Annotated in this window: 20 protein-coding genes; 13 read left to right on the forward strand and 7 right to left on the reverse strand. The window is 61.6% G+C overall.

The window, feature by feature from the left end:
- Positions 1–71: 71 nt before the first annotated feature.
- A complete protein-coding gene (locus K1567_RS27760; RefSeq protein ID WP_220698014.1) occupies positions 72–1,385 on the forward strand; it encodes a methyl-accepting chemotaxis protein in 1,314 nt (437 codons plus the stop codon).
- Positions 1,386–1,427: 42 nt separating this feature from the next.
- Here the strand turns inward: K1567_RS27760 and K1567_RS01025 are convergent, their stop codons facing one another.
- A complete protein-coding gene (locus K1567_RS01025) occupies positions 1,428–1,709 on the reverse strand; it encodes a hypothetical protein (RefSeq protein ID WP_034098596.1) in 282 nt (93 codons plus the stop codon).
- A gap of 230 nt (positions 1,710–1,939) precedes the next feature.
- Between K1567_RS01025 and K1567_RS01030 the strand changes: the two genes are divergently transcribed.
- From K1567_RS01030 to K1567_RS01040, 3 genes are all read left to right on the forward strand, one after another.
- Positions 1,940–4,057 carry a TonB-dependent receptor domain-containing protein gene (locus K1567_RS01030; protein ID WP_220698015.1) on the forward strand — a complete coding sequence of 706 codons (2,118 nt, stop codon included), beginning with the start codon at positions 1,940–1,942 and terminating at the stop codon, positions 4,055–4,057.
- Positions 4,058–4,143: 86 nt separating this feature from the next.
- On the forward strand, positions 4,144–4,686 hold the full coding sequence (locus K1567_RS01035; protein WP_034098593.1) for a sigma-70 family RNA polymerase sigma factor: 543 nt from the start codon (positions 4,144–4,146) through the stop codon (positions 4,684–4,686).
- Entirely contained in the window at positions 4,683–5,615 is a 933-nt protein-coding gene (locus K1567_RS01040) for a FecR family protein (RefSeq protein ID WP_220698016.1), read from the forward strand. Before K1567_RS01035 ends, K1567_RS01040 begins: the two co-directional genes overlap by 4 nt.
- On the opposite strand, the gene K1567_RS01045 is transcribed toward K1567_RS01040, so the two are convergent.
- Positions 5,612–7,441: a sigma-54-dependent Fis family transcriptional regulator gene (locus K1567_RS01045; protein WP_169868677.1), complete on the reverse strand. Its 1,830-nt coding sequence runs from the start codon at positions 7,439–7,441 to the stop codon at positions 5,612–5,614. The two genes, K1567_RS01040 and K1567_RS01045, sit on opposite strands and share 4 nt — an antisense overlap.
- A gap of 268 nt (positions 7,442–7,709) precedes the next feature.
- Here K1567_RS01045 and K1567_RS01050 point away from each other — a divergent pair, with 268 nt between their 5' ends.
- From K1567_RS01050 to K1567_RS01085, 8 genes are all read left to right on the forward strand, one after another.
- Positions 7,710–8,804 (forward strand): ABC transporter ATP-binding protein, encoded by a 1,095-nt coding sequence (locus tag K1567_RS01050; protein WP_034098586.1) that lies wholly within the window; start codon positions 7,710–7,712, stop codon positions 8,802–8,804.
- Positions 8,804–9,901, forward strand: coding sequence for an ABC transporter ATP-binding protein (locus K1567_RS01055; RefSeq protein WP_034098584.1), 1,098 nt, complete (start codon positions 8,804–8,806; stop codon positions 9,899–9,901). Before K1567_RS01050 ends, K1567_RS01055 begins: the two co-directional genes overlap by 1 nt.
- Positions 9,898–10,764 (forward strand): carbohydrate ABC transporter permease, encoded by an 867-nt coding sequence (locus K1567_RS01060; RefSeq protein ID WP_034098582.1) that lies wholly within the window; start codon positions 9,898–9,900, stop codon positions 10,762–10,764. Before K1567_RS01055 ends, K1567_RS01060 begins: the two co-directional genes overlap by 4 nt.
- A gap of 10 nt (positions 10,765–10,774) precedes the next feature.
- Positions 10,775–11,575, forward strand: a complete 801-nt coding sequence (locus tag K1567_RS01065) for a carbohydrate ABC transporter permease (protein ID WP_034098580.1) — start codon at positions 10,775–10,777, stop codon at positions 11,573–11,575.
- 11 nt (positions 11,576–11,586) lie between these two features.
- Complete coding sequence (locus K1567_RS01070) at positions 11,587–11,859, forward strand: DUF2160 domain-containing protein (protein WP_003232363.1); 273 nt, start codon at positions 11,587–11,589, stop codon at positions 11,857–11,859.
- A 33-nt stretch (positions 11,860–11,892) separates the two neighbouring features.
- Positions 11,893–13,635, forward strand: coding sequence for an ABC transporter substrate-binding protein (locus K1567_RS01075; protein WP_034114134.1), 1,743 nt, complete (start codon positions 11,893–11,895; stop codon positions 13,633–13,635).
- 787 nt (positions 13,636–14,422) lie between these two features.
- Positions 14,423–15,802 (forward strand): iron-containing redox enzyme family protein, encoded by a 1,380-nt coding sequence (locus K1567_RS01080; RefSeq protein ID WP_034114133.1) that lies wholly within the window; start codon positions 14,423–14,425, stop codon positions 15,800–15,802.
- 11 nt (positions 15,803–15,813) lie between these two features.
- Positions 15,814–16,758 (forward strand): class I SAM-dependent methyltransferase, encoded by a 945-nt coding sequence (locus K1567_RS01085; RefSeq protein ID WP_169868678.1) that lies wholly within the window; start codon positions 15,814–15,816, stop codon positions 16,756–16,758.
- Positions 16,759–16,766: 8 nt separating this feature from the next.
- Here the strand turns inward: K1567_RS01085 and potE are convergent, their stop codons facing one another.
- From potE to K1567_RS01110, 5 genes are all read right to left on the reverse strand, one after another.
- The gene (gene potE / locus K1567_RS01090; protein WP_047881851.1) at positions 16,767–18,092 is read right to left on the reverse strand and encodes a putrescine-ornithine antiporter; all 1,326 of its coding nucleotides are present in this window, start codon (positions 18,090–18,092) and stop codon (positions 16,767–16,769) included.
- 53 nt (positions 18,093–18,145) lie between these two features.
- Entirely contained in the window at positions 18,146–21,379 is a 3,234-nt protein-coding gene (locus tag K1567_RS01095; RefSeq protein WP_220698017.1) for a DEAD/DEAH box helicase, read from the reverse strand.
- A gap of 61 nt (positions 21,380–21,440) precedes the next feature.
- Positions 21,441–21,869 (reverse strand): hypothetical protein, encoded by a 429-nt coding sequence (locus K1567_RS01100; protein ID WP_034098569.1) that lies wholly within the window; start codon positions 21,867–21,869, stop codon positions 21,441–21,443.
- Between the two features lie 73 nt (positions 21,870–21,942).
- Complete coding sequence (locus K1567_RS01105) at positions 21,943–22,152, reverse strand: hypothetical protein (protein WP_220698018.1); 210 nt, start codon at positions 22,150–22,152, stop codon at positions 21,943–21,945.
- 57 nt (positions 22,153–22,209) lie between these two features.
- A complete protein-coding gene (locus K1567_RS01110) occupies positions 22,210–22,998 on the reverse strand; it encodes a helix-turn-helix domain-containing protein (RefSeq protein ID WP_034114127.1) in 789 nt (262 codons plus the stop codon).
- An 85-nt stretch (positions 22,999–23,083) separates the two neighbouring features.
- On the opposite strand from K1567_RS01110, the gene K1567_RS01115 reads away from it, so the two are divergent.
- A complete protein-coding gene (locus K1567_RS01115) occupies positions 23,084–24,082 on the forward strand; it encodes a bile acid:sodium symporter family protein (protein WP_034098567.1) in 999 nt (332 codons plus the stop codon).
- Positions 24,083–24,150 lie beyond the last annotated feature (68 nt).

Raw genomic sequence — 24,150 nt, forward strand, 5'->3', positions numbered from 1 at the left:
TTCGTCGACCGGTGTTTAAGCATTGGACGACTTAGCCGATGCAGTGATGACAACCCTCAGTGGACGCCAACATGTTTAATCGACGCTTGAAGAAGGACCTTCTGGACCAGGACGATGAACTCTTCCTGCTCCGTCAACTCGTCGCTCAATGTGATCGAGGCATGATCTCCATACGCTTGGATGCCGACTTTCGCATCACGGCCGTCAATGAGGGTTTCGCGCGGGCCTTGGGCTATTCCCGTGAGCAAATAGAGGGGCGCTTGCTAGAGGAAATCGTTCCTCCTTACGTCAAGGACCTGCCGTGCTTTCGAAATTTCAGCGCGTCGGTCGCGCGCGTTGAGCCGGTCAGGGATGATTACCGATTTCTGCGCAACGATGGCAACCTGGCCTGGTTCAATTTGACCTGGCTCCCGATCAATGGCCGTGATGGTCGGCTGTTACAGGTCCAGGGTTACGGCGCAGAAGTCACTCGCGCCATCGAAACCGGCAAGGAAAACGAGGCGTTTATCAACGCGTTGTTGCGCTCGACGGCGGTCATCCAATTCAAGCTGGATGGCACCGTAGTCACCGCCAATAAGCAATTTCTCGACGCCATGGGTTATACACTCGACCAGATCGTGGGCAAAAAACACAGCATGTTCTGCACCGCACAGGAAGCGGCGTCGCCGGCGTACAGCCATTTCTGGCAGACGCTCAACCGTGGGGAATACGTGGCCAGCCGTTTTAAACGCGTGGATAGCCGTGGCCATGAAGTGTGGCTCGAAGCGACCTACAACCCTGTGCACGATGCCGAAGGTAACCTGTGCAAAGTGGTCAAGTTTGCCAGTGTGGTAACCGACCAGGTCTTGAGAGAGTCGGAGGTCAAGGAAGCTGCCGGCGTAGCCTATGAAGTGTCACAGCAAACCGATGTGACCGCCGAGCGCGGCGCGGCGGTGGTGCAAAATACCGTGCAGACCATGCAGAACATCGCCACGCAAATGCAGTCGGCCACCGGCAGCATTGAGGCGCTGGGCAAGCAATCGTTGTTGATCAGTGCGATTGTGCAGACCATCGGTGGTATCGCCGCGCAAACCAACCTGTTGGCGCTCAATGCGGCCATTGAGGCCGCGCGGGCGGGTGAACAGGGCAGAGGGTTCGCGGTGGTCGCCGATGAGGTCCGGCAACTGGCCAGCCGTACTAGTGCCGCGACGGAGGAGATTGTCAGCGTGGTTCAACAGAACCAGAGGCTGGCCGATGAAGCCATCGCCGAAATGTTCAGCAGCCGCGAACAGGCCGAGCAAGGCCTGACATTGGCCAACCAGGCCGGTGCGGTCATCACCGAAATCCAAGGCGGCGCCAAGCAAGTGGTCAGTGCAGTAGGGCGCTTTGCCAACGAGCTGCAATAGCGCCTGACGCGCTCGATCAGGCAACTAACGGGCTAAGTGCGTTCAGTCATCCAGGCTGAACGTCAGCCAGTGGGCGTTATCTGTTTGTCGATTGATCTCCACGATCACCCCCTTTATTTCCCGCCCCTGGGGCAATGTCACCGTGACATGGTTGGCGTGCCCCGGCCATTGCAGCGGACCATCCGCCTCCAGGCGCACGATGGTCGGCGTGCCATTTTCCGACAGACGAATATTGACCGATGGATTCGGGCATTCCTCCGGCTCGGCGCCGAGGTGGCGTGAGGCCAGGAGTACATGGGCGGTACCTTCGTGGGTCAGCGACATAGTGGTTTCCTTTTGAATGCGCGCGGTGAGTTGAGCAGTGGACCTCACGCAGGTCCTGGAGGTTTCGTCGGGTTGCGACGCGCTGTTCTGCCTTTATCCGGTTCTGATGCTGCCTTGGGAAAGTTCGATGTGCTAATCGGGCGTGACTTGTCGCCCATCGTTGCCTTCCCAACACTGCCCGCGTGCTGGGCCAAGCCTCGCACGCCTCCGAATTTCAAGGATTTGCCCTCATGCTGTTGCGTCAACCTCCGTTTCTGTTTGTTGCCTTGACCCTGACCTCCCTGGCGCATGCCGACGAACTGCAATTGGCGCCGGTGGAAGTCACCAGCAGCGAGGCCAGCGCTGGCGAAGTGGCCCAGGCGCAATTGCGCAGCGTGCCTGGCGCCACTAACTACATCGACATGAACAGCGTGCAGCAGGGGCGGGTCAGTTCCAATGAGGACGTGTTCAAGTACCAGGCTGGGGTGTACGCCAAGGCGGCTAATAACGAAGGGGTGAAACTGTCCATTCGCGGCTCGGGCCTCAATCGCGGGCCAGGCGCCCACGCCTCCGGCTTGTACGAAATGTTCGACGGCCTGCCTTTGACTGGCCCCGGCGGCACCCCCTACGAACTCAAAGACCCGCTATGGCAAAGCCGGGTCGAGGTGTTGCGTGGCGCCAACGGTTTTGACCGAGGCGCGCTGGCGCTGGGCGGGGCAGTCAATTACGTGACCCGCACCGGCTACGACGCGCCGAAGCTGCAACTGCGCTATGAGATGGGTAGCCGTGGCTACGGGCAGCGTGAGATCAGTTCGGGCCAGGTGCTGGGGAATGCCGATTACTACATCAGCCTTACCGATTCCGAGTCCGACGGCTATCAGCACCAAAGCGCCGCCACCGGCAAAGGGGTTGCCGCCAACTTCGGCTATCGCTTCAACCCGAATCTGGAGACGCGTTTTTACCTGCGCTACCGCGAAACCACCAACGACACCCCCGGCAAACTCACCCGTGACCAGATCAGCCATGATCCACGCGCGGCCAATCGCCTCAATGCCGCCCGCGATTCCAAGCGCCTGCAACCCGGTTCCACCTGGCTGGCCAACAAGACCACTTTGCAGTTGGATGACAACAGTCGGGTCGAGGTAGGCCTGGCCTACCACGATTACCCCATGGACCTGCGCGAAGGCACCAATCGCCTGAAAGTCGCCTACACCGATATCAGCGGCACCCTCAATTACATCCGCCAGGACACACTGTTCGGCCACGACAGCAAGACCACCGTGGGGCTGCGCACCACTCAGGCAATGCCCAACAATGGCACGTCGGAATATGTACGCACTCCCGCGAATAATACTGCGTCCTACGCTCCCGGCACTAAAACCCGCGACTACAGCTACCTGGGTTCCGACACCGTGCTGCATGTGGGCAACGACCTGGAACTGGTTCCTGACCTGTGGCTGACCACCGGCCTTGCGGCGATCTACACCCGCCGCGAAACCGAAGTGACCTACCCGGCCACGGGCACGCCGGTCAGCCAACACGATTGGGACTACGCACCACGCATCGGCCTGCGCTATGACCTCACCGCGCAATTGCAGGTATACGGCAACCTGAGCCGTTCGGTGGAGCCGCCGCACGCCTGGTCGATGATCTGGGGTTCCAACCGCTATTTCCCTAAAGACAGCGGCCCGGCCACTGGCTTGCAGCGTGAAGGCGTGAAGCTGAAAAACCAGACCGCCACTACCCTGGAAATCGGCGGGCGGGGCGAGCAGTGGTTTGGTCAGTGGGACTTGGCGCTGTACCGCTCCGAGGTGCGCCACGAATTGCTCAGCGTCGAGACCCAGGCGCAAACAGCCACCTCCAATGCCGTGATCGCCGAGTCCAACGCCAGCCCCACCGTGCATCAGGGTGTGGAACTGAGCCTGCTCAGTCCGCTGTGGGAGGGCGGCCGCAACGGTCAGCTCGCCCTGCGCCAGGCCTACACTTTCAGTGACTTCCATTACCGCGACGACGAGCGCTTTGGCGACAATACCTTGCCGGGCATCCCCAAGCATTATTACCAGGCGCAACTGCGCTACAGCCACCCGACGGGGTTCTACACCAGCCTCAACACTGAGCATTCGTCGCGAGTGGCGGTGGATTACGCCAATTCCTACTACGCCGCGTCCTACACCACACTGGGCGCCACCCTCGGCTACGACGCCCCCAAACAAGACTGGCAAGCCTGGGTCGACCTGCGCAATCTGACCAACCGGCGTTACGCCAACACCGTGACCCCCGGTTACGACGACAAAGGCTTGGATGCCGCGCGTTCCACCCCGGCGGACGGTCGTGGCATTTACACCGGTGTGTCGTGGAGCTGGCGTTAAGCCGCGTGTCAGCCCTTGCTCCCATAGCGTTTTACTGGCATTGTTCGCGCAATTGGTAATATTTCCCATTTGAGAAGTTTTTGCGCATGCATGACATTCCGGCCGCGCTGGGCGATTCAGTGCGTCAGCAGACCCTTACGGCGATGTACCGCGAACACCATGGCTGGTTGCACGGTTGGCTGCGCAAAAAACTCGGGTGCTCGCAACAGGCCGCCGACCTGGCCCACGATGCGTTTATCCGCGTGCTGATGCTATCCGAGCCGCAGCACATCCAAGAACCGCGAGCTTTTTTGGCGACCACGGCGGGGCGCCTGCTGATCGATGGCGCGCGTCGGCGGCGCATTGAAAAAGCCTATCTGCAAGCGCTGGCAATCCAAAGCGAAGATGCCGGCATGCCCGATCCGGTGGCCATTCATGTGGCACTGCAAGCCTTGGAGCGTATCGCCGAGATGCTCACCGGTTTGCCGGTCAAGGCCCGCGAAGCGTTTCTGCTGAGCCGCCTCGACGGGCTGACCTACAGCGAAATCGCCCTGCGCTTGAACGTGTCCCCCAGCTCGGTCAAAAACTACATTTCCAGTGCTCTGGTGCACTGCTACCACAGCCTGCACGCGGCAGACCCGCTGTCGTGAGTTCCGAACAGATCATTCAGCAAGCGGCGAATTGGCTGACGCGTCTGCACGACGAAGATGTCAGCGAAGCCGAGCGACGGGCATTCGAGACCTGGTGCCAGGCCGACCCGCGCCACGGGGTGGCCATCGAGCGTATGCGCGGCCTGTGGGGTAGTTTCGACACCGTTCCCGCGCAACCGGCGCGCATTGCCCTGAAGCGTGCTTTTCCCACGCCACGCGCGCGCGGAGCCCAGGTGGTAGGCCTGCTCGGTGTGTTGCTGTGCGGATGGCTGAGCCTGGAACATATGCCGGTGTGGATGGCCGACCAGCGCACCGGCGTCGGCGAGCGCCGCCAAATCGCCCTGGCAGACGGCAGCCAGTTGCAGCTCAACAGCAACTCGGCGGTGGACGTGAAATTCGACGGCCATCAGCGGGTGATCGAGCTGTTGCAGGGGGAGCTGTGGGTCGATGTGGCCAAGGACGCGCAACGGCCCTTCGTGGTGCGCACCGACCAAGGCACGGCGACGGCGTTGGGTACGCGCTACCTGGTCAAGCGTGCGGCGGACGGCTCGACGGTGGTGACGGTGATCGAGTCCACCGTGGCGGTCAAAGGGCAGGAAAGCGAAAGCGTCAAGGTCACAGCCGGGCAACGCTCGGTGGTGAATCACGGCCGCGCCCAGCCGCCCCAGTCTATCGGTAATGCCGACGCGGACGCCTGGACCCGTGGCCTGCTCAAGGTCAACGACCAACCCTTGGCCGAGGTGCTGCAAACCCTGGCCAGCTACCGCCACGGCCTGTTGCGGTTCGACGCCGCTGCTTTGGGCGATATGCGCGTGTCCGGGGTGTTCAAGCTGGATGACACCTCGGCGGCGCTGTCGGCGTTGGCCGATAACCTGCCGATTCAGGTCGAGTACTTCACCGATCTGCTGGTGGTGGTCAAGCCGCGCTAGTGCTGGCGCAGGCGTTTATACAAGGTGTTTCGGCTCACTCCCAATTCCCTGGCAAGGTGGGAAATATTACCGCCGGCGGCTTTCAGGCGCCGGGTCAGGTCGTCGCTGTCGTCCAGCCCATCGTTGGCCGGGGCCGGCGCTGCCCGGTCCAGGTCGACGAAGAAGTCGTCCGGCAGATGCTCGATGCGGATCGGCTGCTCTTCGGCCATCGCCAGCGCCACCTGCAGCACGCTGCTGACCTGGCGCAGATTGCCCGGCCAAGGGTGCTGCTCGAACAGCGCCAGCACCTCGGCGCTCAAGCCGGCCCTTTGCGTCGGCTCGCGATGCTGTTGCCACAGTTGTTGGAACAGCGCCTGTTTGTCACGGCGTTCGCGCAATGGGGGCAGTTCCAGGGTCAGGCCGCCGATGCGGTAGTACAAATCCTCGCGGAAACGCCCGGCCTGCACCCACTCGCGTAAGACTCGATTGGTGGCGGAGATAATGCGCAGATCCACCGGGAACAGGTCGCTGCTGCCCACCGGTTGCACGCAGCGTTCTTGCAAAACCCGCAATAGCCGCGCCTGGGTCGGGAGCGGCATGTCGCCGATTTCATCGAGAAACAGTGTGCCCTTGTCCGCTTTGCGGATCAGGCCGATGCTGCCTTTCTGATTGGCACCGGTGAACGCGCCTTTTTCGTAGCCGAACAACTCCGATTCCACCAATTCGGCGGGAATCGCCGCACAGTTCACCGCGATAAAGGCCTGGCGGCTGCGGGAACTGGCCTGGTGCAAGGCTTTGACGAACACTTCCTTGCCCACCCCGGTTTCACCGTGGATCAGCAGCGGAATGTCTTTTTCCAGCAGGCGCTCGGCCTGGCGCACGGCTTTTTCCACGCGCGGGTCGCCAAAGTGCAGAGTCTTGAGACCGATGGCCGTGGGGGCAGGCGTAGGGCGCGGTTCGCGAGCCTTGGGATCGGTAAATACGCGGGCCTGCACCGGCTGCTGGAGGGGACGCTTGAGCAGGCACTGGAAGCGGTTGCGCCCGGCCGCCTGCAATGAGAATGGCAAGCCTTCGGGCTGGTTGAGCAATTCCAGCAACGACACTTTGAACAGGCTGTCGATCATCACGCGCGACAAACTGATGCCCAGCAGGTTGTCGGCGCGACGGTTGGCCGAGAGGACCTGGCCGCTTTCATCGAAAATCAGCAACCCCGCCCACTGGCTATCGAGATTGCTCAAACCGGTATTGAAGGTCAGCTGGAAGTGCTCGCCGCGAAACAGGTTGAGGATCAAACGGTTCTCCACGGTCTGGCTCATCATCTTGACCATGCCGAGGGTATGGGAAGGCGGCAGGTAGCTGTCGCTGGAAACGTCCAACACCGCGATGATTTCGCGCTGGGCATCGAAGATCGGCGCCGCGGAACCGGTCATAAAGCGGTTGGCCTTGAGAAAGTGTTCGTCGTGCGCGATGTGCACCGCCTGGGCACAGGCCAAGGCGGTGCCGATGGCATTGGTGCCGCTGGCGCGCTCCAGCCAGCTGGCGCCAGCGCTGAAACCACGGGCCAGCTTGGGTTCGATAAAACGCTGGGTGCCCCACGACGTCAGCACTTGGCCCTGGTTGTCGGCCAGCATGATCAGGCAGTTGGAGTTGCTGAGGATATTTTCGTAGTAGGGCAGGACTTCCTGGTGAGTGGTCTGCACCAGGGAATGCTGGCTCTCCAGCAATTGGCTGATGCCCTCGGCGGGCAACTGGTCAAAGCTGGGGGGGCTTTGGTGGTCCAGGCCAAAGGCGCGGCAGCGGCGCCAGGAGTCCTGAATGATGGTGTCGTGAGCCAAGGGTTCGGCCATGGGGCGACCTTCTTTTTATTGTTTTGGGGTCTTGGGCAATCTACTGACGCCACCGCTACAAAATGCGTTGAGCATTCAATCGGCTTCAAAGAGTGTTGTTCAGAACTGTTCACTGTCAAGCCCCAAACTGTTCACTTGCTCAACCAAATTGTTCACTCCTGAACATCACTTAAGCCCCATTTCCTTGTGAATCAAGTACCTGCATTTTTGGCACGAAACTCGCTCTGACGACTGGCCAGATTCATTCCAATAATAAAAAGGTCGTGTCATGTCATTGACCCTGGAACATGTCTCCCGCGTTGTCGAAGGCCAGACTTGGATCGACGACGCCAACCTGCGTTTCGAACCCGGTTCCTTCAACGTTCTGCTTGGTCGGACGCTCTCCGGCAAGACCAGCCTGATGCGTCTGATGGCTGGGCTGGACAAGCCCGACAGCGGCCGCATCCTGATGAACGGCGTGGACGTCACCCACAAGCCGGTGCGCCTGCGTAATGTGTCGATGGTCTATCAGCAGTTCATTAACTACCCGACCATGACCGTGTTCGAGAACATCGCCTCGCCGTTGCGCCAGGCCGGCATGGCCCATGAGCTGATCCAGAGCAAGGTGCTGGAAACCGCCAGGATGCTGCGCATCGAAAAATTCCTGCAACGCCACCCGCTCGAACTGTCCGGTGGCCAGCAGCAACGTACCGCCATGGCCCGGGCCTTGGTGAAGGATGCCGAACTGATCCTGTTCGACGAGCCGCTGGTGAACCTGGACTACAAACTGCGCGAAGAGCTGCGTCAGGAAATGCGCGAGCTGTTCGCCGCGCGGCACACCATCGCCCTCTATGCCACCACCGAGCCCAACGAAGCCCTGGCCCTGGGTGGCACCACCACCATCCTCCACGAAGGCCGGGTGATCCAGAGTGGCAAGGCCGCCGAGGTCTATCACCAGCCCCAGACGGTACTGGCTGCTGAGCTGTTTTCCGAACCCCCGATCAACCTGATGCCCGGGCGGATCAGCGGCAACGAAGTGAGCTTCGCCAATTTCGTGCATTTCCCCCTCAATGTGGACCTGCGTCCGATCGGAGAGGGCGAGTTCCGTTTCGGCGTACGCCCCAGCCATATCAGCCTGGTGCCGAGCAACGACGATGACCTGGAGCTGGCGGTGACCGTGGAAGTGGCTGAGATCAGCGGCTCCGAAACTTTTTTGCATGTGCGCAGCGAACATTTCCTACTGGTGCTGCACCTGCCGGGGGTGCATGAGTACGACGTCGATGCGCCGATCCGCGTGTATATCCCCACCCATAAACTGTTTGTGTTCGATGGTCAGGGCCGCTTGGTCCAGGCCCCCGGGCGCCGTGTCGCGAGGGTTGCCTGATGGCCGAGATCCATTTGCAGAACCTGGCGCACAGTTACAGTCCTACGCCGAGCGGGCCTGAAGACTACGCGATCCGGGCAATGAACCATGTGTGGGAGCAGGGCGGTGCCTACGCCTTGCTCGGCCCGTCGGGCTGCGGCAAGTCGACCTTGCTTAATATCATCTCCGGGTTGCTCAGCCCGTCCGAAGGCCAGGTGCTGTTCGATACCCAAGTGGTCAACGACCTTACGCCGGAAAAACGCAACATCGCCCAGGTGTTCCAGTTCCCGGTGGTCTACGACACCATGACGGTGTTCGACAACCTGGCCTTTCCATTGCGCAACCAGGGCATGGCCGAGGCGAAAATTCACAGCAAAGTGCAGGAAATCGCTGAAGTCCTCGACCTGCAAAACCTGCTGAACAAGAAAGCCCGCAACCTCACTGCCGACGAAAAGCAAAAAGTCTCCATGGGCCGCGGCCTGGTGCGTGACGACGTGTCGGCGATCCTGTTCGACGAGCCGTTGACGGTGATCGATCCGCACCTGAAGTGGAAGCTGCGGCGCAAGCTCAAGCAGATCCATGAGCAGTTCAATATCACCATGGTCTACGTCACCCACGACCAGTTGGAAGCCTCGACCTTCGCCGACAAAATCGCGGTGATGTACGGCGGGCAGATTGTGCAATTCGGCACGCCGCGAGAACTGTTCGAACGGCCCAGCCATACCTTTGTCGGCTATTTCATCGGCAGCCCTGGGATGAATCTGATCGAGGTGCAGGCCGAGGCGGGTGGGGTCCGCTTTGCCGGCACCCACCTGCCGCTATCCACTGCAATGCAACAGCGCCTTGCCGAGACCAGCTACCAGAGGTTGCAGGTCGGCATCCGCCCGGAATTTATCCACGTTTGGGACGAGCACAACCCTGACGCCCTGCAAGCCGATGTTACGCATCTGGAAGACCTCGGCACCTACAAGATCATGACCCTCGACCTCGACGGTGCGACGCTCAAAGTGCGCCTGGCCGAAGACAAACCGGTGCCCGAACTCAAGGCTTCCATCAGTTTCCCCGCGCAATGGCTGATGCTCTACGCCGACGACTACCTGCTGGAGGTGTTGCCATGAACAAGGTGCAGAACAACAAAGCCTGGTGGCTGGTACTGCCGGTGTTCCTGCTGGTGGCGTTCAGTGCGGTGATCCCGATGATGACCGTGGTCAACTACTCGGTGCAGGACATTTTCGACCAGTCCAGCCGCTACTTTGTCGGGGCAGACTGGTACAAGCAGGTGCTGCTCGACCCGCGCCTGCACGACTCGTTGCTGCGCCAGTTCATCTATTCGGCCTGCGTGCTGTTGATCGAAATCCCGCTGGGTATCGCCATTGCCCTGACCATGCCGACCAAAGGTCGCTGGTCGTCGCTGGTGCTGATTATCCTGGCTATCCCGCTGCTGATTCCGTGGAACGTGGTGGGCACCATCTGGCAGATCTTCGGCCGCGCCGATATAGGCCTGCTGGGCTCGACCCTCAACGCCCTGGGGATCAACTACAACTACGCGGCCAACACTATGGACGCCTGGGTCACGGTGCTGGTGATGGACGTATGGCACTGGACCTCACTGGTTGCCCTGCTGTGTTATTCAGGCCTGCGGGCGATTCCGGACGTGTACTACCAGGCTGCGCGTATCGATCGTGCCTCGGCCTGGGCAGTTTTCCGACATATCCAGTTGCCCAAAATGAAGAGCGTGCTGTTGATCGCGGTGATGCTGCGCTTTATGGACAGCTTCATGATTTATACCGAACCCTTCGTCCTGACCGGCGGCGGACCGGGTAACGCCACTACGTTTCTGAGTCAGACATTGACCCAGATGGCCGTAGGTCAATTCGACCTGGGCCCGGCGGCGGCGTTTTCCCTGGTGTATTTCCTGATCATCCTGTTGGTGTCCTGGCTGTTCTACACCGCCATGACCCACTCCGACGCCAACCGCTGAGGCCGCCAACATGAGCAAACGCAAGTTGATTCCATTGTTGCTGTACATCCTGTTCCTGCTGGTGCCGATCTACTGGCTGCTGAACATGTCCTTCAAGAGCAACACCGAGATCCTCGGCGGCCTGACGTTGTTTCCGCAGGATTTCACCCTGGCCAACTACAAGGTGATCTTCACCGATCCGAGCTGGTACACCGGTTACCTCAATTCGTTGTACTACGTGAGCCTGAACACGGTGATCTCCCTGAGCGTGGCGCTGCCGGCGGCCTATGCGTTTTCGCGCTACCGCTTTCTGGGGGACAAGCACCTGTTCTTCTGGCTGCTGACCAACCGCATGGCGCCGCCGGCGGTGTTTTTGCTGCCGTTTTTCCAGCTCTACTCTTCCATCGGCCTGTTCGACACTCACATCGCTGTGGCGCTGGCCCATTGCCTGTTCAACGTGCCGTTGGCGGTGTGGATTCTGGAAGGCTTTATGTCCGGCGTGCCCAAGGAAATCGACGAAACCGCCTACATTGACGGTTACTCGTTTCCTAAGTTCTTCGTGAAGATTTTTGTTCCGTTGATCGGCTCCGGCATCGGGGTGACGGCATTTTTCTGCTTTATGTTTTCCTGGGTCGAGCTGCTGCTGGCGCGCACGCTCACGTCGGTCAACGCCAAGCCCATCGCGGCGGTGATGACCCGCACGGTGTCGGCCTCCGGTATTGACTGGGGCGTGCTGGCAGCGGCGGGGGTATTGACCATCCTGCCGGGCATGCTGGTGATCTGGTTTGTTCGTAACCACGTGGCCAAGGGCTTTGCCCTGGGCCGGGTCTAGAGGATTCGATGATGGAATGGATGGCCTGGACCACCCCCACCGCACTGTTCTTTGGCGGCATCGCCCTGATTCTGGCGGGCATGACTACCTGGGAGCTGCGTTCGCCGAGCATCCCGCGGCGCGGGTTTCTGCCGATCAGCACCACCCGTGGCGATCGTTTGTTTATCGGTCTTCTCGGCAGCGCCTACCTGCATTTGCTGGTAATCGGCGTTACCGACTGGAGCATCTGGGTAGCGTCCGCGCTGTCCCTGGTATGGCTGTTGAGTGTGATGCGTTGGGGCTGATGCCCTTATGAAATAAACAACCAGGAGGTCTCTATGTTGAATAAGAACAATAAGCTGCGACATAGCATTTCATTGGCCGCCGTACTGGCCCTGAGCGGTTTGAGCGCTTCGGCCTGGGCCGATGCCTACGAAGACGCCGCGAAAAAATGGATCGGCAGCGAGTTCAAACCGTCCACCCTCACCGAAGCCCAGCAGCTCGAAGAGTTGAAGTGGTTTATCAAAGCTGCGGAGCCGTTCCGTGGGATGAAGATCAACGTGGTGTCGGAAACCCTCACCACCCACGAGTACGAATCCAAGGTGCTGGCCAAGGCCTTTAGCGAGATCACCGGGATCAAGCTGACCCACGACCTGCTGCAGGAAGGCGACGTGGTGGAGAAACTGCAAACCCAGATGCAGTCCGATAAAAACATCTATGACGGCTGGGTTAACGATTCCGACTTGATCGGTACCCATGTTCGCTATGGCAAGACCGAATCGATCACCGACCTGATGGCCAACGAAGGCAAGGACTTCACCTCGCCGACCCTGGACCTCAAGGACTTTATCGGCCTGTCCTTCACCACCGGTCCGGACGGCAAGCTCTACCAACTGCCCGACCAGCAGTTCGCCAACCTCTACTGGTTCCGCGCCGACTGGTTCGAACGCCCGGAGCTGAAAGCCAAGTTCAAGGAAAAATACGGCTATGAACTCGGTGTGCCGGTGAACTGGTCGGCCTACGAGGACATCGCCAAATTCTTCAGCGAAGACGTCAAGGAAATCGACGGCAAACGCATCTATGGGCACATGGACTACGGCAAGAAAGACCCGTCCCTGGGCTGGCGTTTCACCGATGCCTGGTTCTCCATGGCCGGCGGCGGCGACAAAGGCCTGCCCAACGGTTTGCCGGTGGACGAGTGGGGCATTCGCGTGGAGGACTGCCACCCGGTGGGTTCCAGTGTCACCCGTGGCGGCGACACCAATGGCCCGGCGGCGGTGTTCGCCACCCAGAAATACGTGGACTGGATGAAAGCCTATGCGCCACCTGAAGCGGCGGGCATGACCTTCTCCGAATCCGGCCCGGTGCCGTCCCAGGGCAATATCGCCCAGCAGATTTTCTGGTACACCGCGTTTACCGCCGACATGACCAAACCGGGCCTGCCGGTGGTGAATGCCGACGGCACACCGAAATGGCGCATGGCGCCGTCGCCGGTAGGGCCTTACTGGGAAAAGGGCATGAAAAAGGGCTATCAGGACGTAGGTTCCTGGACGTTCCTCAAGTCCACCCCCGAGAAGCAGAAACTGGCGGCATGGCTCTATGCGCAGTTCGTGACCTCGAAAACCGTGTCGCTGAAGAAAACCATCGTCGGTCTGACGCCGATTCGTGAGTCCGACATCAACTCCCAGGCCATGACCGACATGGCGCCGAAACTCGGCGGGCTGGTGGAGTTCTACCGCAGCCCGGCCCGCGTGGAGTGGACGCCTACCGGCACCAACGTGCCGGACTACCCACGCCTGGCGCAACTGTGGTGGAGCAATATCGCCGCCGCCGCCAGCGGCGAGAAAACCCCGCAACAAGCGTTGGACAACCTGGCCAAGGAGCAGGACGCGATCATGACGCGCCTGGAGCGCTCCAAGGTGCAGCCGGTGTGCGGCCCGAAAATGAACCCCGAGCGTGACGCGCAATACTGGTTCGACCAACCGGGCGCACCCAAGCCGAAACTGGCCAACGAGAAGCCCAAAGGCGAGACCGTCGGCTACAACGACCTGCTTAAACAATGGGAGGCGGCGCGCAAGTAAGCGCCTATTTGTAGTGAGCGGGCTTGTCGAATCGTCGCACCGCCCGGGCTGTGCTGCGTAGCAGCCCCTTCTTAAGGTGCCCCGGTGTGTCAGATGGGACACATCGCCTGAGATAGGGGCTGCTTCGCAGCCCGGCGCGGGGCAAGCCCGCTCACCACAGCAAGCCCCCTCCCACAGTTAAACTCCTCTGGGCCACCCCCCGGCAACTCGGTGCATCTGGCCCAATAGCCATAGATCTCTACACAAGTTTTAAGGCTGAAATAGCTCTGTGGTGAGCCCCTCCCACAGTTAAGTTCCTCTGGGCCACCCCCCGGCAACTCGGTGCATCTGGCCCCAATAGCCATAGATCTATACACACGTTTCAAAGGCTGAAATAACTCTGTGGTGAGCGGGCTTGTCGAATCGTCGCACCGCCCGCGCTGGGTTGCGAAGCGGCCCCATCCCAGGCGATGTGGTTTAGCTGACACACCGAGGTGCCTTGGTTTGGGGCTGCTTCGCAACCCAGCGCGGGCGGTGCGACGATTCGACAAGCCCGCTCACCACACAAACGTGCCCGTTCACTACACAAGTCTCTCCACCCCATAACCTCTGCCAGGCCTTGCCCTGCCAAGGTTTTCAGGCCGATTCTGCGCCACAGCAATCGACCGCTGGTCCACCCCGTCTTAATCCGATTTGAATTTTCCGCACCTCCCGAGGCTCTGCATTCTAGACACGCGCCGTTCAGCGTGCTTGCGGGGCCGCCTTGTCGGGAGGCCTGGTTGTTTAGGACTTTGCGGACACTGCCATCATGACGTTCCTCACAGCGCTCTCAGGCCAGCCGGCCTCGATGCACCATTCGGCTCACGGTCGTTATCACGCCCTGTACCAACAGCTGTATAGCGAAGCCGAGGGCGCCGGAGAAGCCGCACGGGATTTTGTGCAAGCGCAATTGGCCCAGGTGCGTAAGTTACCCGGCGACCTGCCCGAGGTGCCTGAACATCTAACCGCCTGGGTGGAGCAGCGCTGCGCCGAAGTGGCCCAGGCCTACGCTGAGTACCTGGAGCAACGCCAGCAAGGCCGGCCCCGCCGATTTTTTCACAACAAGGCCCATGCCTTGTATTGCCTGCAGCGCGTGGCGCCGACCAAACAGGTCGACGGCGCCTGGCTGTACGGCCTGCTGCCCCATTGGCACGACCCGCGCTTTGACGGCCTGCTGACCACCTACCTGGAAGAGTTGGGCGACGGCCACGCCGCGCAGAATCATGTGGTGATTTACCGCAAGCTGCTCAGCGACCACGATGCCGCCAGCGAAGCCGGCCTGGACGACGATCACTACCTGCAAGGCGCTCTGCAACTGGCGCTGGGTCTGTGCGGCGAGGACTTCTTGCCGGAAATCATCGGCTACAACCTGGGCTATGAGCAATTGCCCCTGCACCTGTTGATCACCTCGTACGAACTGAGCGAACTGGGCGTCGACCCCTATTACTTCACGCTCCATGTAACCATCGACAACGCCAGCACCGGACACGCCTGCAAAGCGGCGCAATCGGTCATCGACCTGTTGCCGTTGGGCGAGGGCAGGGCGGACTTCTATCGACGTGTGGCCGAGGGCTATCGCCTCAATGACTTGGGCCCGGGCACTACAGCCGTGATCAATAGCTTCAACCTGCACGACGAACTGGTGGCCATGCTCGAACGCAAGCGCACCTTCGGCCAGCACATGCATTCGGACTATTGCCGCTTCGAAGGCAAGACCGTCAACCAATGGCTCGCCAAGCCCGGGCAGATCGGCGCGTTTCTCCAGGCACTGGAAGACAAGGGCTGGATCAAACGCAACCAGGACCCCGCCGAAAGCCGCTTCTGGCAACTAATCGAAGGCGCCGGTGCGGCGATGTTCGGGGTGTTCAGTGGCTATGAAAAACAGGTGCTGCATGACTGGATCGCCGGTGATTGGATCAGCGCCGAACGCGTGCCTGCGGTGCGCCCCGGTCGTGGCAAACCGCTGCCCCGCGACACGCATCGGCCGACGGACCCGGACACCCAGGCGCTGGTCGAATCGCTGTGCAACCTCACCGATCAACAGCAACTCACTGCGCTGCTGCCGTGGTTGTCGGCCCGTCGCCATTGCACCCCCGCGGGGCTATATGCCACGCGCCGCTTTATCCAACTGCGCGCGCGCCTGCGCTAAGGAACCTGTTTATGTCCGCACAACAACTGGCCGACCGTGCGCTGCTGAACCTGGGACGCGGTTTGCAACAGAGCGGCTACCGCTTTATCACGCCCACGCCCTTGACCCATGACCGCGTCTACGCACGCCTGGCGACGCCGCTGGCCATGAACCTGCGCGATGTCTTCGGCTGGTCGATGCCGTTTGACCGCGACCTGTTGCCCGACGCCTTGCGCGAAGAGTTGCAACACGCCGATGTCGTCGAAGAGCACGATTCGCTTTGGCGCAGCGCCGTGCGCTGGTCGAGCCTGGATGACCTGTTGATTGCCCACTCGGCGTATCCCACCACCCAGGCGGATGCGGTGTTTTTCGGGCCTGACAGCTACCGCTTCGCGCAACTGATCGACGCCCACTTACAACAGCGCTTCGAGCCGATCAAGCGTGCCGTGGACATCGGCTGCGGCGCCGGCGTCGGTGCGCTGGTAATCGCCCGCTCGCGACATGACGGCCAAGTGCTTGCGGTGGACATCAACCCGCGCGCCTTGCGTCTCACCGCAGTGAACGCCGAGTTGGCCGGCCTGAGCAATATCAGCGCGTATCACAGCAACGTGTTGGACAGCGTGGAAGGCGAGTTCGACTTGATCGTCGCCAACCCGCCCTATATGAACGATGACCGCCAGCGGGCCTACCGGCATGGCGGCGGCGCCTTGGGCGAGCAGCTGTCGGTGCGGATTGTCAGCGAGTCCCTCGGGCGCCTGGCGGTGGGCGGTACATTAGTGCTGTATACCGGTGCGGCGATTGTCGCCGGGGAGGATCCGTTCCTCGCGGCGGTTAAGCCGTTGCTCGGCGGCGATGCCTACGGCTGGACCTACCGCGAACTAGACCCGGATGTATTCGGCGAAGAGTTGGAAAAGCCCGGTTATGAGCGCGTAGAGCGGATCGCCGTGGTCGCATTGGCAGTGACCCGTTTGCGCTGAGGGCCGGCTTAGCAACTCTCAGCCCGCCCAGCGCCGACGAAGCGTTTAGCCAGAAAACCGTACAGCACGTAACCGAACGCCAGCACCAACATCGCGCCAAACACCGCCTCTTCGCCGCAGGCGTAGATCGCATACAGCGAATACGCCGCAGCCACCAGCACCACCAGCGTATTGCGTACTTGTAGCGCTTGAGGGGCGCGGGCCTTGTGCATCATCACCATTAGCCCGGTGAGGGCGGTGACGTAGGGCACCAGGTTGGTCACCACCGCCAGGCTGACCAATTTGCTGAACTGCGCTGAGGCGGTGGGCGAGATGGTCGACAAGGCGATCAGGCTTTGCAGCGCGGCGCAGGCCAACAGGCCCAGGAGTGGCGCGTTGGCTTGGGTGATCCGACTGAAAAAACGCGGAAACATGCGCTGATCCGCCGACATCTTGGCCGTCTGGGCCAGGGTGAACTGCCAGCCCAGCAATGAACCGATACAGGCCACCACCGCCAGCGCCATGATCACGTCGCCAACCCACGGCGCGAACATCTGTGCATATACCACCGCGAAGGGCGCGGACGCGCTCGCCAGTTTGGCGTTCGGCACGATGCCCTGGATGACAGTGGTGGACAGCACGTACACCAGCGCCGCGCCGAGGGTGCCGAGCAGGCAGGCCAGAGGCACGGTGCGCTGTGGGTCTTCCACGGCGTCATGCCCCTGGGCCGCCGACTCCATGCCAAGGAATGCCCACAGTGTCAGCGGAATACTCGCGCTGATCGCGTCCCAACCTTGAAGCTGGTGCGGGTTCCAGGCCGCCACGAACACCTCGACCTTGAAATAAAACCAGCCGATCACACACAGCCCCACCACCGGGATAATCACGCCCCACACCGTCACCACGCCTATGCGCCCGGTCAGGCGTGGGCCGCCGAAATTGGCGGCGGTGGTCAGCCAGATCAGCGCCAGGCTGCCGATAAACAGCGGCACCGGGCCACTGGCCAGCCATGGAATAAACGCCGAGAGATAGCCCACCGCCGAAATCGCAATCGCCACATTGGCGATGATCAGCGACAGAAAATACAGAAACGAACACAGGAAGAACCCCGACTTGCCGTGGGCTTCTTCGCTATACGCCGACATCCCCCCGGCGCGTGTGCAGAACACGCCGCATTGGGCAAAGCCATATGCGATCGCCATCGAGCCCACCGCCGTGATCAGCCACGACAGCAACGAAATCGCGCCCAACTGCGCCATGCTCGCCGGCAACATGATGATGCCCGAGCCCATCATATTGATCGTCACCAACGTGGTGAGGCCCAGCAGGCTCATCTTTTTGCTTGGCGTGGTCATCGAGTACTCCGTTGAGCCTGTGGGCCGGTATGACCGTCAGCAATAGCGCGGATTCAGGCGTTTGTCTCGCTCGGGCGACCAGGGGCCAGCGCCTGGTGCGGCAGCAACGTCATCACATCGCAGAACAATGCACGCTTATGCCAGTCGTTGCGGTCGCCGATCACGTACAAGCGGCGCTTGGCCCGGGTGGCGGCCACGTTCAGCAGGTTCGGCTCGCTGACCACCCAGTCCCGCGCACCGGCGTTTTCGCTGCTGCCGCCCAGCACCATGATCACCACGGGCGCCTCCTTGCCCTGCATGGTGTGAATGGTGCCGTAGAGCATTTTGCGCGGCAGCAGCTCTTTAAGGCGATCGCGCACCGCCTGGAAGGGTGTGACCACGGCAATGTCGGCGATTTTCACACCGTCCTGGCGCAGCATCGCCAACAGGCGCATCAGGGCATCGCCTTCGGCCGCGACCCAGTTGCCGGACGAAGGGCCATGGGCTTGGACCCAGCCGGTGGCCAGGCTGGCCGGTGTTTCTTTGGCCGGGGAGGGCGGCACAGTGCCGAAGACCATGGCGCCGTCGTAGGCGATGCGGTTCGCCAGCGCGTACATCGGACGGTCGCAGCGACGATGCACCACCAGCGGCAAGCCGACCCAGCGCTTGGCCTGCGGCGGGCCCATCATCCGGCCCCAACGGGTGGCTTCGTCGGCCAGGGTTTGCGCGGACTGGCGCGTCGGCAGCCAGTATTCGTCGACGCCGTAGCGGGTGCGCATATGTTCCAGCACCGCTTCCGACACGGTGACGATGGGCTTGAGTTGCAGCGGATCGCCCACCAGCACGGCACGGCGCGCGCGCCATAGGGCACCGACCGCCGCTTGCGGGGTGGCCTGCCCGGCTTCGTCCACCAGCAGCCAGCCGATTTCACCGACCCCAAGGGAGCCGAACGAGCGCGCGAACGAGGCAAAGGTGCTGCTCAACACCGGCACGAGCATAAATAACGACGCCCAGCTCGAACGGATCGCCGCGCGCGAGACGCCCTGGAAGCGCGCGCCCTGCAACACACGGTTAATGAAATACAGATTGGCGCGAACGCGCTTGGCTTCCAGCTCGAAGAAGCATTGGTGCAACTTCAGGGCCTGGATAAACACTCGGGCGCGGGCCTGGCGCCAGCCTCTGATCGACCACGGTTCAATCAGCTCAATGGCCTCGCCGCGTCCGATAATGCCGTGGCGCAGCCAGGCCAGCAGGTGCTCTGCCTTGCACGCCTTGGCCAGGGCGGTGATTTGCTCGATCTGCTGGCGCTGACGCTCGCGCAAACCGCCCAGAGCTTGCTGGTGTTCCGTGCTCAGGTGATTGAGCGCCTTGCTTTCGCCGGTCAGACGCGCGGCGCTGCGTTTGACTTGTTCGAAGCTTTCTTCGGCCAGGGCGTGCCGGCTGCGGATAACACCTTGTACTTCATTCCAACGCCGCTGCGTGCCCCACAGGCTCAGGAGGTTGGCAAAGAACCCGGGCTTGGCCGCCAGGTGCCGCTGCACCTCGTTCAGGCTGTGTTGCAGAGCGTCGTGGGCGGGCTTGAACTCGCGCTCGTCGAGTTGTGCGATACGCGCATCGGTCTCTTTGATCGTGTGGGTCAAGCGCTTGAGTGCGTCCTCTTGCTCAGCGATTTGCGCGCGCAACGCGCTGACAGCCTGCAAATGGTCGTTGATGCGCTGGGCGTCGGCGCTCAAGTGTTCGGCGTGAGCCTTGGCCGCCTGATAATCCGCCACTGCCTGCTGCCAGGTGCTCAGGCGTTGCGCGGAGGTGCGGCTGATGTCGGCCTGGGTTCCGAGCCAGCCGAGGAAGCCACGGCGCGCCTGTTCTGGGCCGTCTTCGCCGGGCTCGTCTTCTTCTTCCTGGTCGTCGTCCAGCTCCTCGGCCTCCAAGGCCGACAGCCAGTCGTGCGCCTGTTCTTCGAGGTCGCTGGCCTTGGGTTTGCGGGGTGGCTGGCCGTAGAAGTAGCGGCTGATAAAGGTGCGGCGCCGCGCTTTGCTGCCCAGCGCGGCGGAGATCAGGCCCCAGGCGGGTTTGCCGCTGACCAGTTCACCCAGTTCGCCGAAATAGTCAGCGTCCGGCAGCCAACTGGGGTCGATTTTGTCGCGCTGCGGCAACTCCAAGGTGACGTTTTCGACGGCGCCGTTATTGGACGACGCGATCACCATCTCAAAGCCGAACAATGCCGGGTTGAGCGCATGCACCGTTTGGAAGTCCGTGCCATCACTCACCCGTTCGGGCGTGCCGTCGACAAAGGCGGCAGACGCGCGGGGCAGGGCGGCCAGGGCATCGGCGCGCTGGGTGACCACGGCGGCCAGCAGATCACGCAACAGGGTGGTTTTGCCGGTGCCGGGCGGGCCGTTGATGCCCAGCACACCTTCGCCATCGTTCAACGTATGCAGCAGGGTATTTATCGCCAATTGCTGGGAATGCACCAGCCCCAGGTGATGCTCGGCCGGCCAGCAGCCCAACGGGTACTGTTTGGGCGCCAGACGCTCGATTAACGCCAGGGAGGCATCGTCATCGTCGATGTGCAAGCGCTGTGCCGGGGCATGTCGCGCCAGGTACTGCGCCAGCGGTGCGCTGGTGATGCCATTGCGCAGGCTGTCCGCCACGTCGGCCAGGTCCGCGAGCAGAAAGCTGTTGAGCGGGTCGTCCTCCTGGGCGGGGTTCTTGATCTTGATGGGCGTGGAGCGCCAGCGGTGGGTGTAGCGCTCGGGGGCGCTGAAGTAGTCGTCCAGGCCGAGGAAGTTTCGAATCTTCTCGGTCAGCTCGACCAACATCGCTGCATCGACTGGGCCGCCCATCAGCGGCTTGATGTCCTCGCGCAGATAGTTTTGTTCCTCGTCGAAGCCGCGGGTCCAATCCCTGTTTGCCAGGGCGCGGCCGAGGAACCAGGCTTCGCTGGAGAGCACCAGGCTGTCTTGCACCATCAGCCCCTGCTCGGTGAACTTCAGCGCGAAAAGCGCGGATTCACGGGTTTTCGGCGGCTCTTTATAGCCTTGGTCGGCACCGTAGAGTTGCTTAAGGCTTTCGGCCACGCGGCGGCTGTCGTACAGGTGGGCGAAGAGGGTGTGGCTCCAGACCCGGTCTTTAGGCTTTGGCTGGCCGTGCGCCGGGCTGCTGGCAGCCCATGGCATCACCGGCCGCGCCGCATTGCAGTCATGCAGGAACGACGCAAACAGACTGTCGCGCTTTTCGATTTTGGGGGCCGATTGCGGTTGCAGCAGCTCCACGGCGTGCCAGTAGCGGGTGATGCTTTCTCGGGTCATCAATCTCAATCCTTTGCGTAAAACGCCGGTTCATCCCGGTTCGGCGCGTATTGCGGGGGCTTTAAGCCAGTTGGGGCAACAGGTTCAAGTGACCGTCGACCTCGTTGACCAGGCCGCTGGCCAAAAACAGTGGCGCCAGGCGCTTGTGCAGTTGCGGCTCGACAAATTCCTTTACGGTATCCAGGGCCAGCAAACCGGTAGTCGGCAGCTCTGCCTTGGTATACGACAACCAGGCCTTTTTCAACGCCTGCAACACATCGCTGCCTGCCGTGGATGCAAAGCGGCGATGGGTGGGTTTGCCGTCGAAGCTGAAGGTGTGCTGGAACGCGTAACCGCTTTCGTCGCCACCGCTGGCAGTGCAGCGGATGCAGGTGCAAGGGCCGTCGCCGAACGCGCTGCGCAGGTAAGTGTTGAAGTCCACCACCGGTTTGAGTGACAGGCGCTTATCGACCTCGAACAGGTCCCCGGTCATTTTTTCGTCAGTGTTCAACGTCCGTTTCCTCGCAGTGGCATGGCAGCTTTTCAAAGCGCCGCACAATAACAGCCGAGGGCGGGTTTGGGCACTACTTGCGCTTGCGGGTGGATGAGTTGCGATAGAACGACAGAATTGCCAGCAACTGAACGACCGCTGTCGCGGCCACCGTCGCCCGGCCACCGTCGCCCGGCCAGCGTTGCTCGCACCTGGGCGGTGCGTTGGGCGCGCAGTTGCTGACGCATATGCTGCGTGAGCGCTGGCTGATGCGCACGCTCGATACCCGCGCGTTAACGGTCACCCCGAAAGGCCGCAAGCGCCTGGCTGCTGTATTTGATATTTCATCCTGACGCGGGGCTCAGCGGAAAAACTCCCCCGGCGTGGCATCGAACTGCTGGCGAAACGCATTGATGAACGCCGACGTCGACTCATACCCGCTGGCCAGCGCCACGTCCGTGACCCGTTCGCCATGTTCTAGGGCGGGCAGGGCGCTGAGCAGGCGCAGGCGTTGGCGCCAGGCGCGGAAGGTCAGGCCGGTGTCGTGCAGGAACAGGCGGCTGAGGGTTTTTTCGCTGACCCCCAGTTTGTCGCTCCATTGCCCCAAGGTGGTTTGCTGCTCCGGGTGGAGGTTGAGGCTGCGGTAGATTTGGCGCAGGCGCGGGTCCACCGGTAGCGGCAGCATCAGGTCGACCTGCGGCGCGGCGGCGAGTTGGTCGAGGATCACCTGGGCCAGCCGCCCGTCGGGGCCGTCCTCGGCGTATTCCACCGGCAGTTCGCTGAAGCTGCGGATCAGCTCGCGCAGCAGGTTGCTCACCTCCAGTACGTGGCAGTGCCCGGCCGCCCATTGGGTAACGCTGCAATCGAGGTACAGGCTGCGCATCTCGGTGTGGGGCGTGCTGTACACCCGGTGCGGCATGCCCGCCGGAATCCATACGGCTCGTTGCGGCGGAGCGACGAAGCGGCCGGCACTGGTCTGGATCTCCAACACCCCGGAAATCGCGTAGGACAATTGCACCCACGGGTGACTGTGGCGGCGGGTCAGTGCGCGATTGGGCAGCGATTCAGTGCGCCCGTATACCGGCCGTGGCAGGCTGGACAGCCCGGGAATGCTGCGGCGCACGGTATTGGCATGTCCTTTAGGCGGCATTTACTGGCTCGTTGGCGTTAGTCGGTAATAAAGCGTTACGTTAGAGTCGCCATGACGCTCTTGGCAACCCCTGGATGACTTCACTATGACTCGGCCTCGCTTTCTACCCGACAACTTCACCCTCACGTTGATCGCGACGGTGATTCTCGCTTCCTTGCTGCCCGCCAGCGGCCAGACTGCCGTGGCATTCGGCTGGGTCACCAACCTGGCTATCGCGCTGCTGTTTTTCCTGCACGGCGCCAAACTGTCGCGCCAGGCCATCGTGGCCGGTGCCGGCCACTGGCGTCTGCATCTGCTGGTGTTCAGTCTGACCTTTGTGCTTTTCCCATTGCTGGGCCTGGCACTTAAACCGGTGCTGTCGCCGTTGATCGGCAAAGACCTGTACATGGGCATGCTCTACCTCTGCGCGTTGCCGGCCACGGTGCAGTCGGCGATTGCTTTCACCTCCCTGGCGCGCGGCAATATCCCGGCGGCGATCTGCAGCGCGGCGGCGTCGAGCCTGTTTGGGATCTTCCTCACACCGTTACTGGTGACCTTATTACTCAATGTCCATGGCGACGGCGGCTCCACCGTCGACGCTATCGTGAAAATCAGCGTGCAGTTGCTGCTGCCGTTTATCGCCGGGCAGATCGCGCGGCGCTGGATCGGCGAGTGGGTAGGGCGCAACAAGGCGTGGCTGAAGTTCGTTGACCAGGGCTCGATTCTGCTGGTGGTGTACGGCGCGTTCAGCGAGGCGGTCAACGAAGGCATTTGGCACCAGATCCCATTGTGGGAGCTGGGCGGGCTGGTGGTGGCCTGCTGCGTGCTGCTGGCGCTGGTGTTGGTGGCCTCAACCGTGCTTGGCAAGGCGTTTGGGTTCAATCAGGAGGATCGCATCACCATCCTGTTCTGCGGCTCGAAAAAAAGCCTGGCGACCGGCGTGCCGATGGCCCAGGTGCTGTTTGCCGGGGCGAGCATGGGCGTATTGATTCTACCGTTGATGCTGTTTCACCAGATCCAACTGATGGTGTGTGCGGCGCTGGCACAGCGTTATGCCAAGCGTGCGGAAAGTATTCCGGAGTTGATGGCGCAGGTGGATCCTTGATGTTCTGCTGCGCTGCCTCGGGTCAGGTCAAATCGGGAGTTTATATGCTCGCTGTCACCACGTTCTGA

The sequence above is a fragment of the Pseudomonas sp. S5F11 genome (assembly GCF_019641515.1).
GTDB lineage: Bacteria > Pseudomonadota > Gammaproteobacteria > Pseudomonadales > Pseudomonadaceae > Aquipseudomonas > Aquipseudomonas rhodesiae.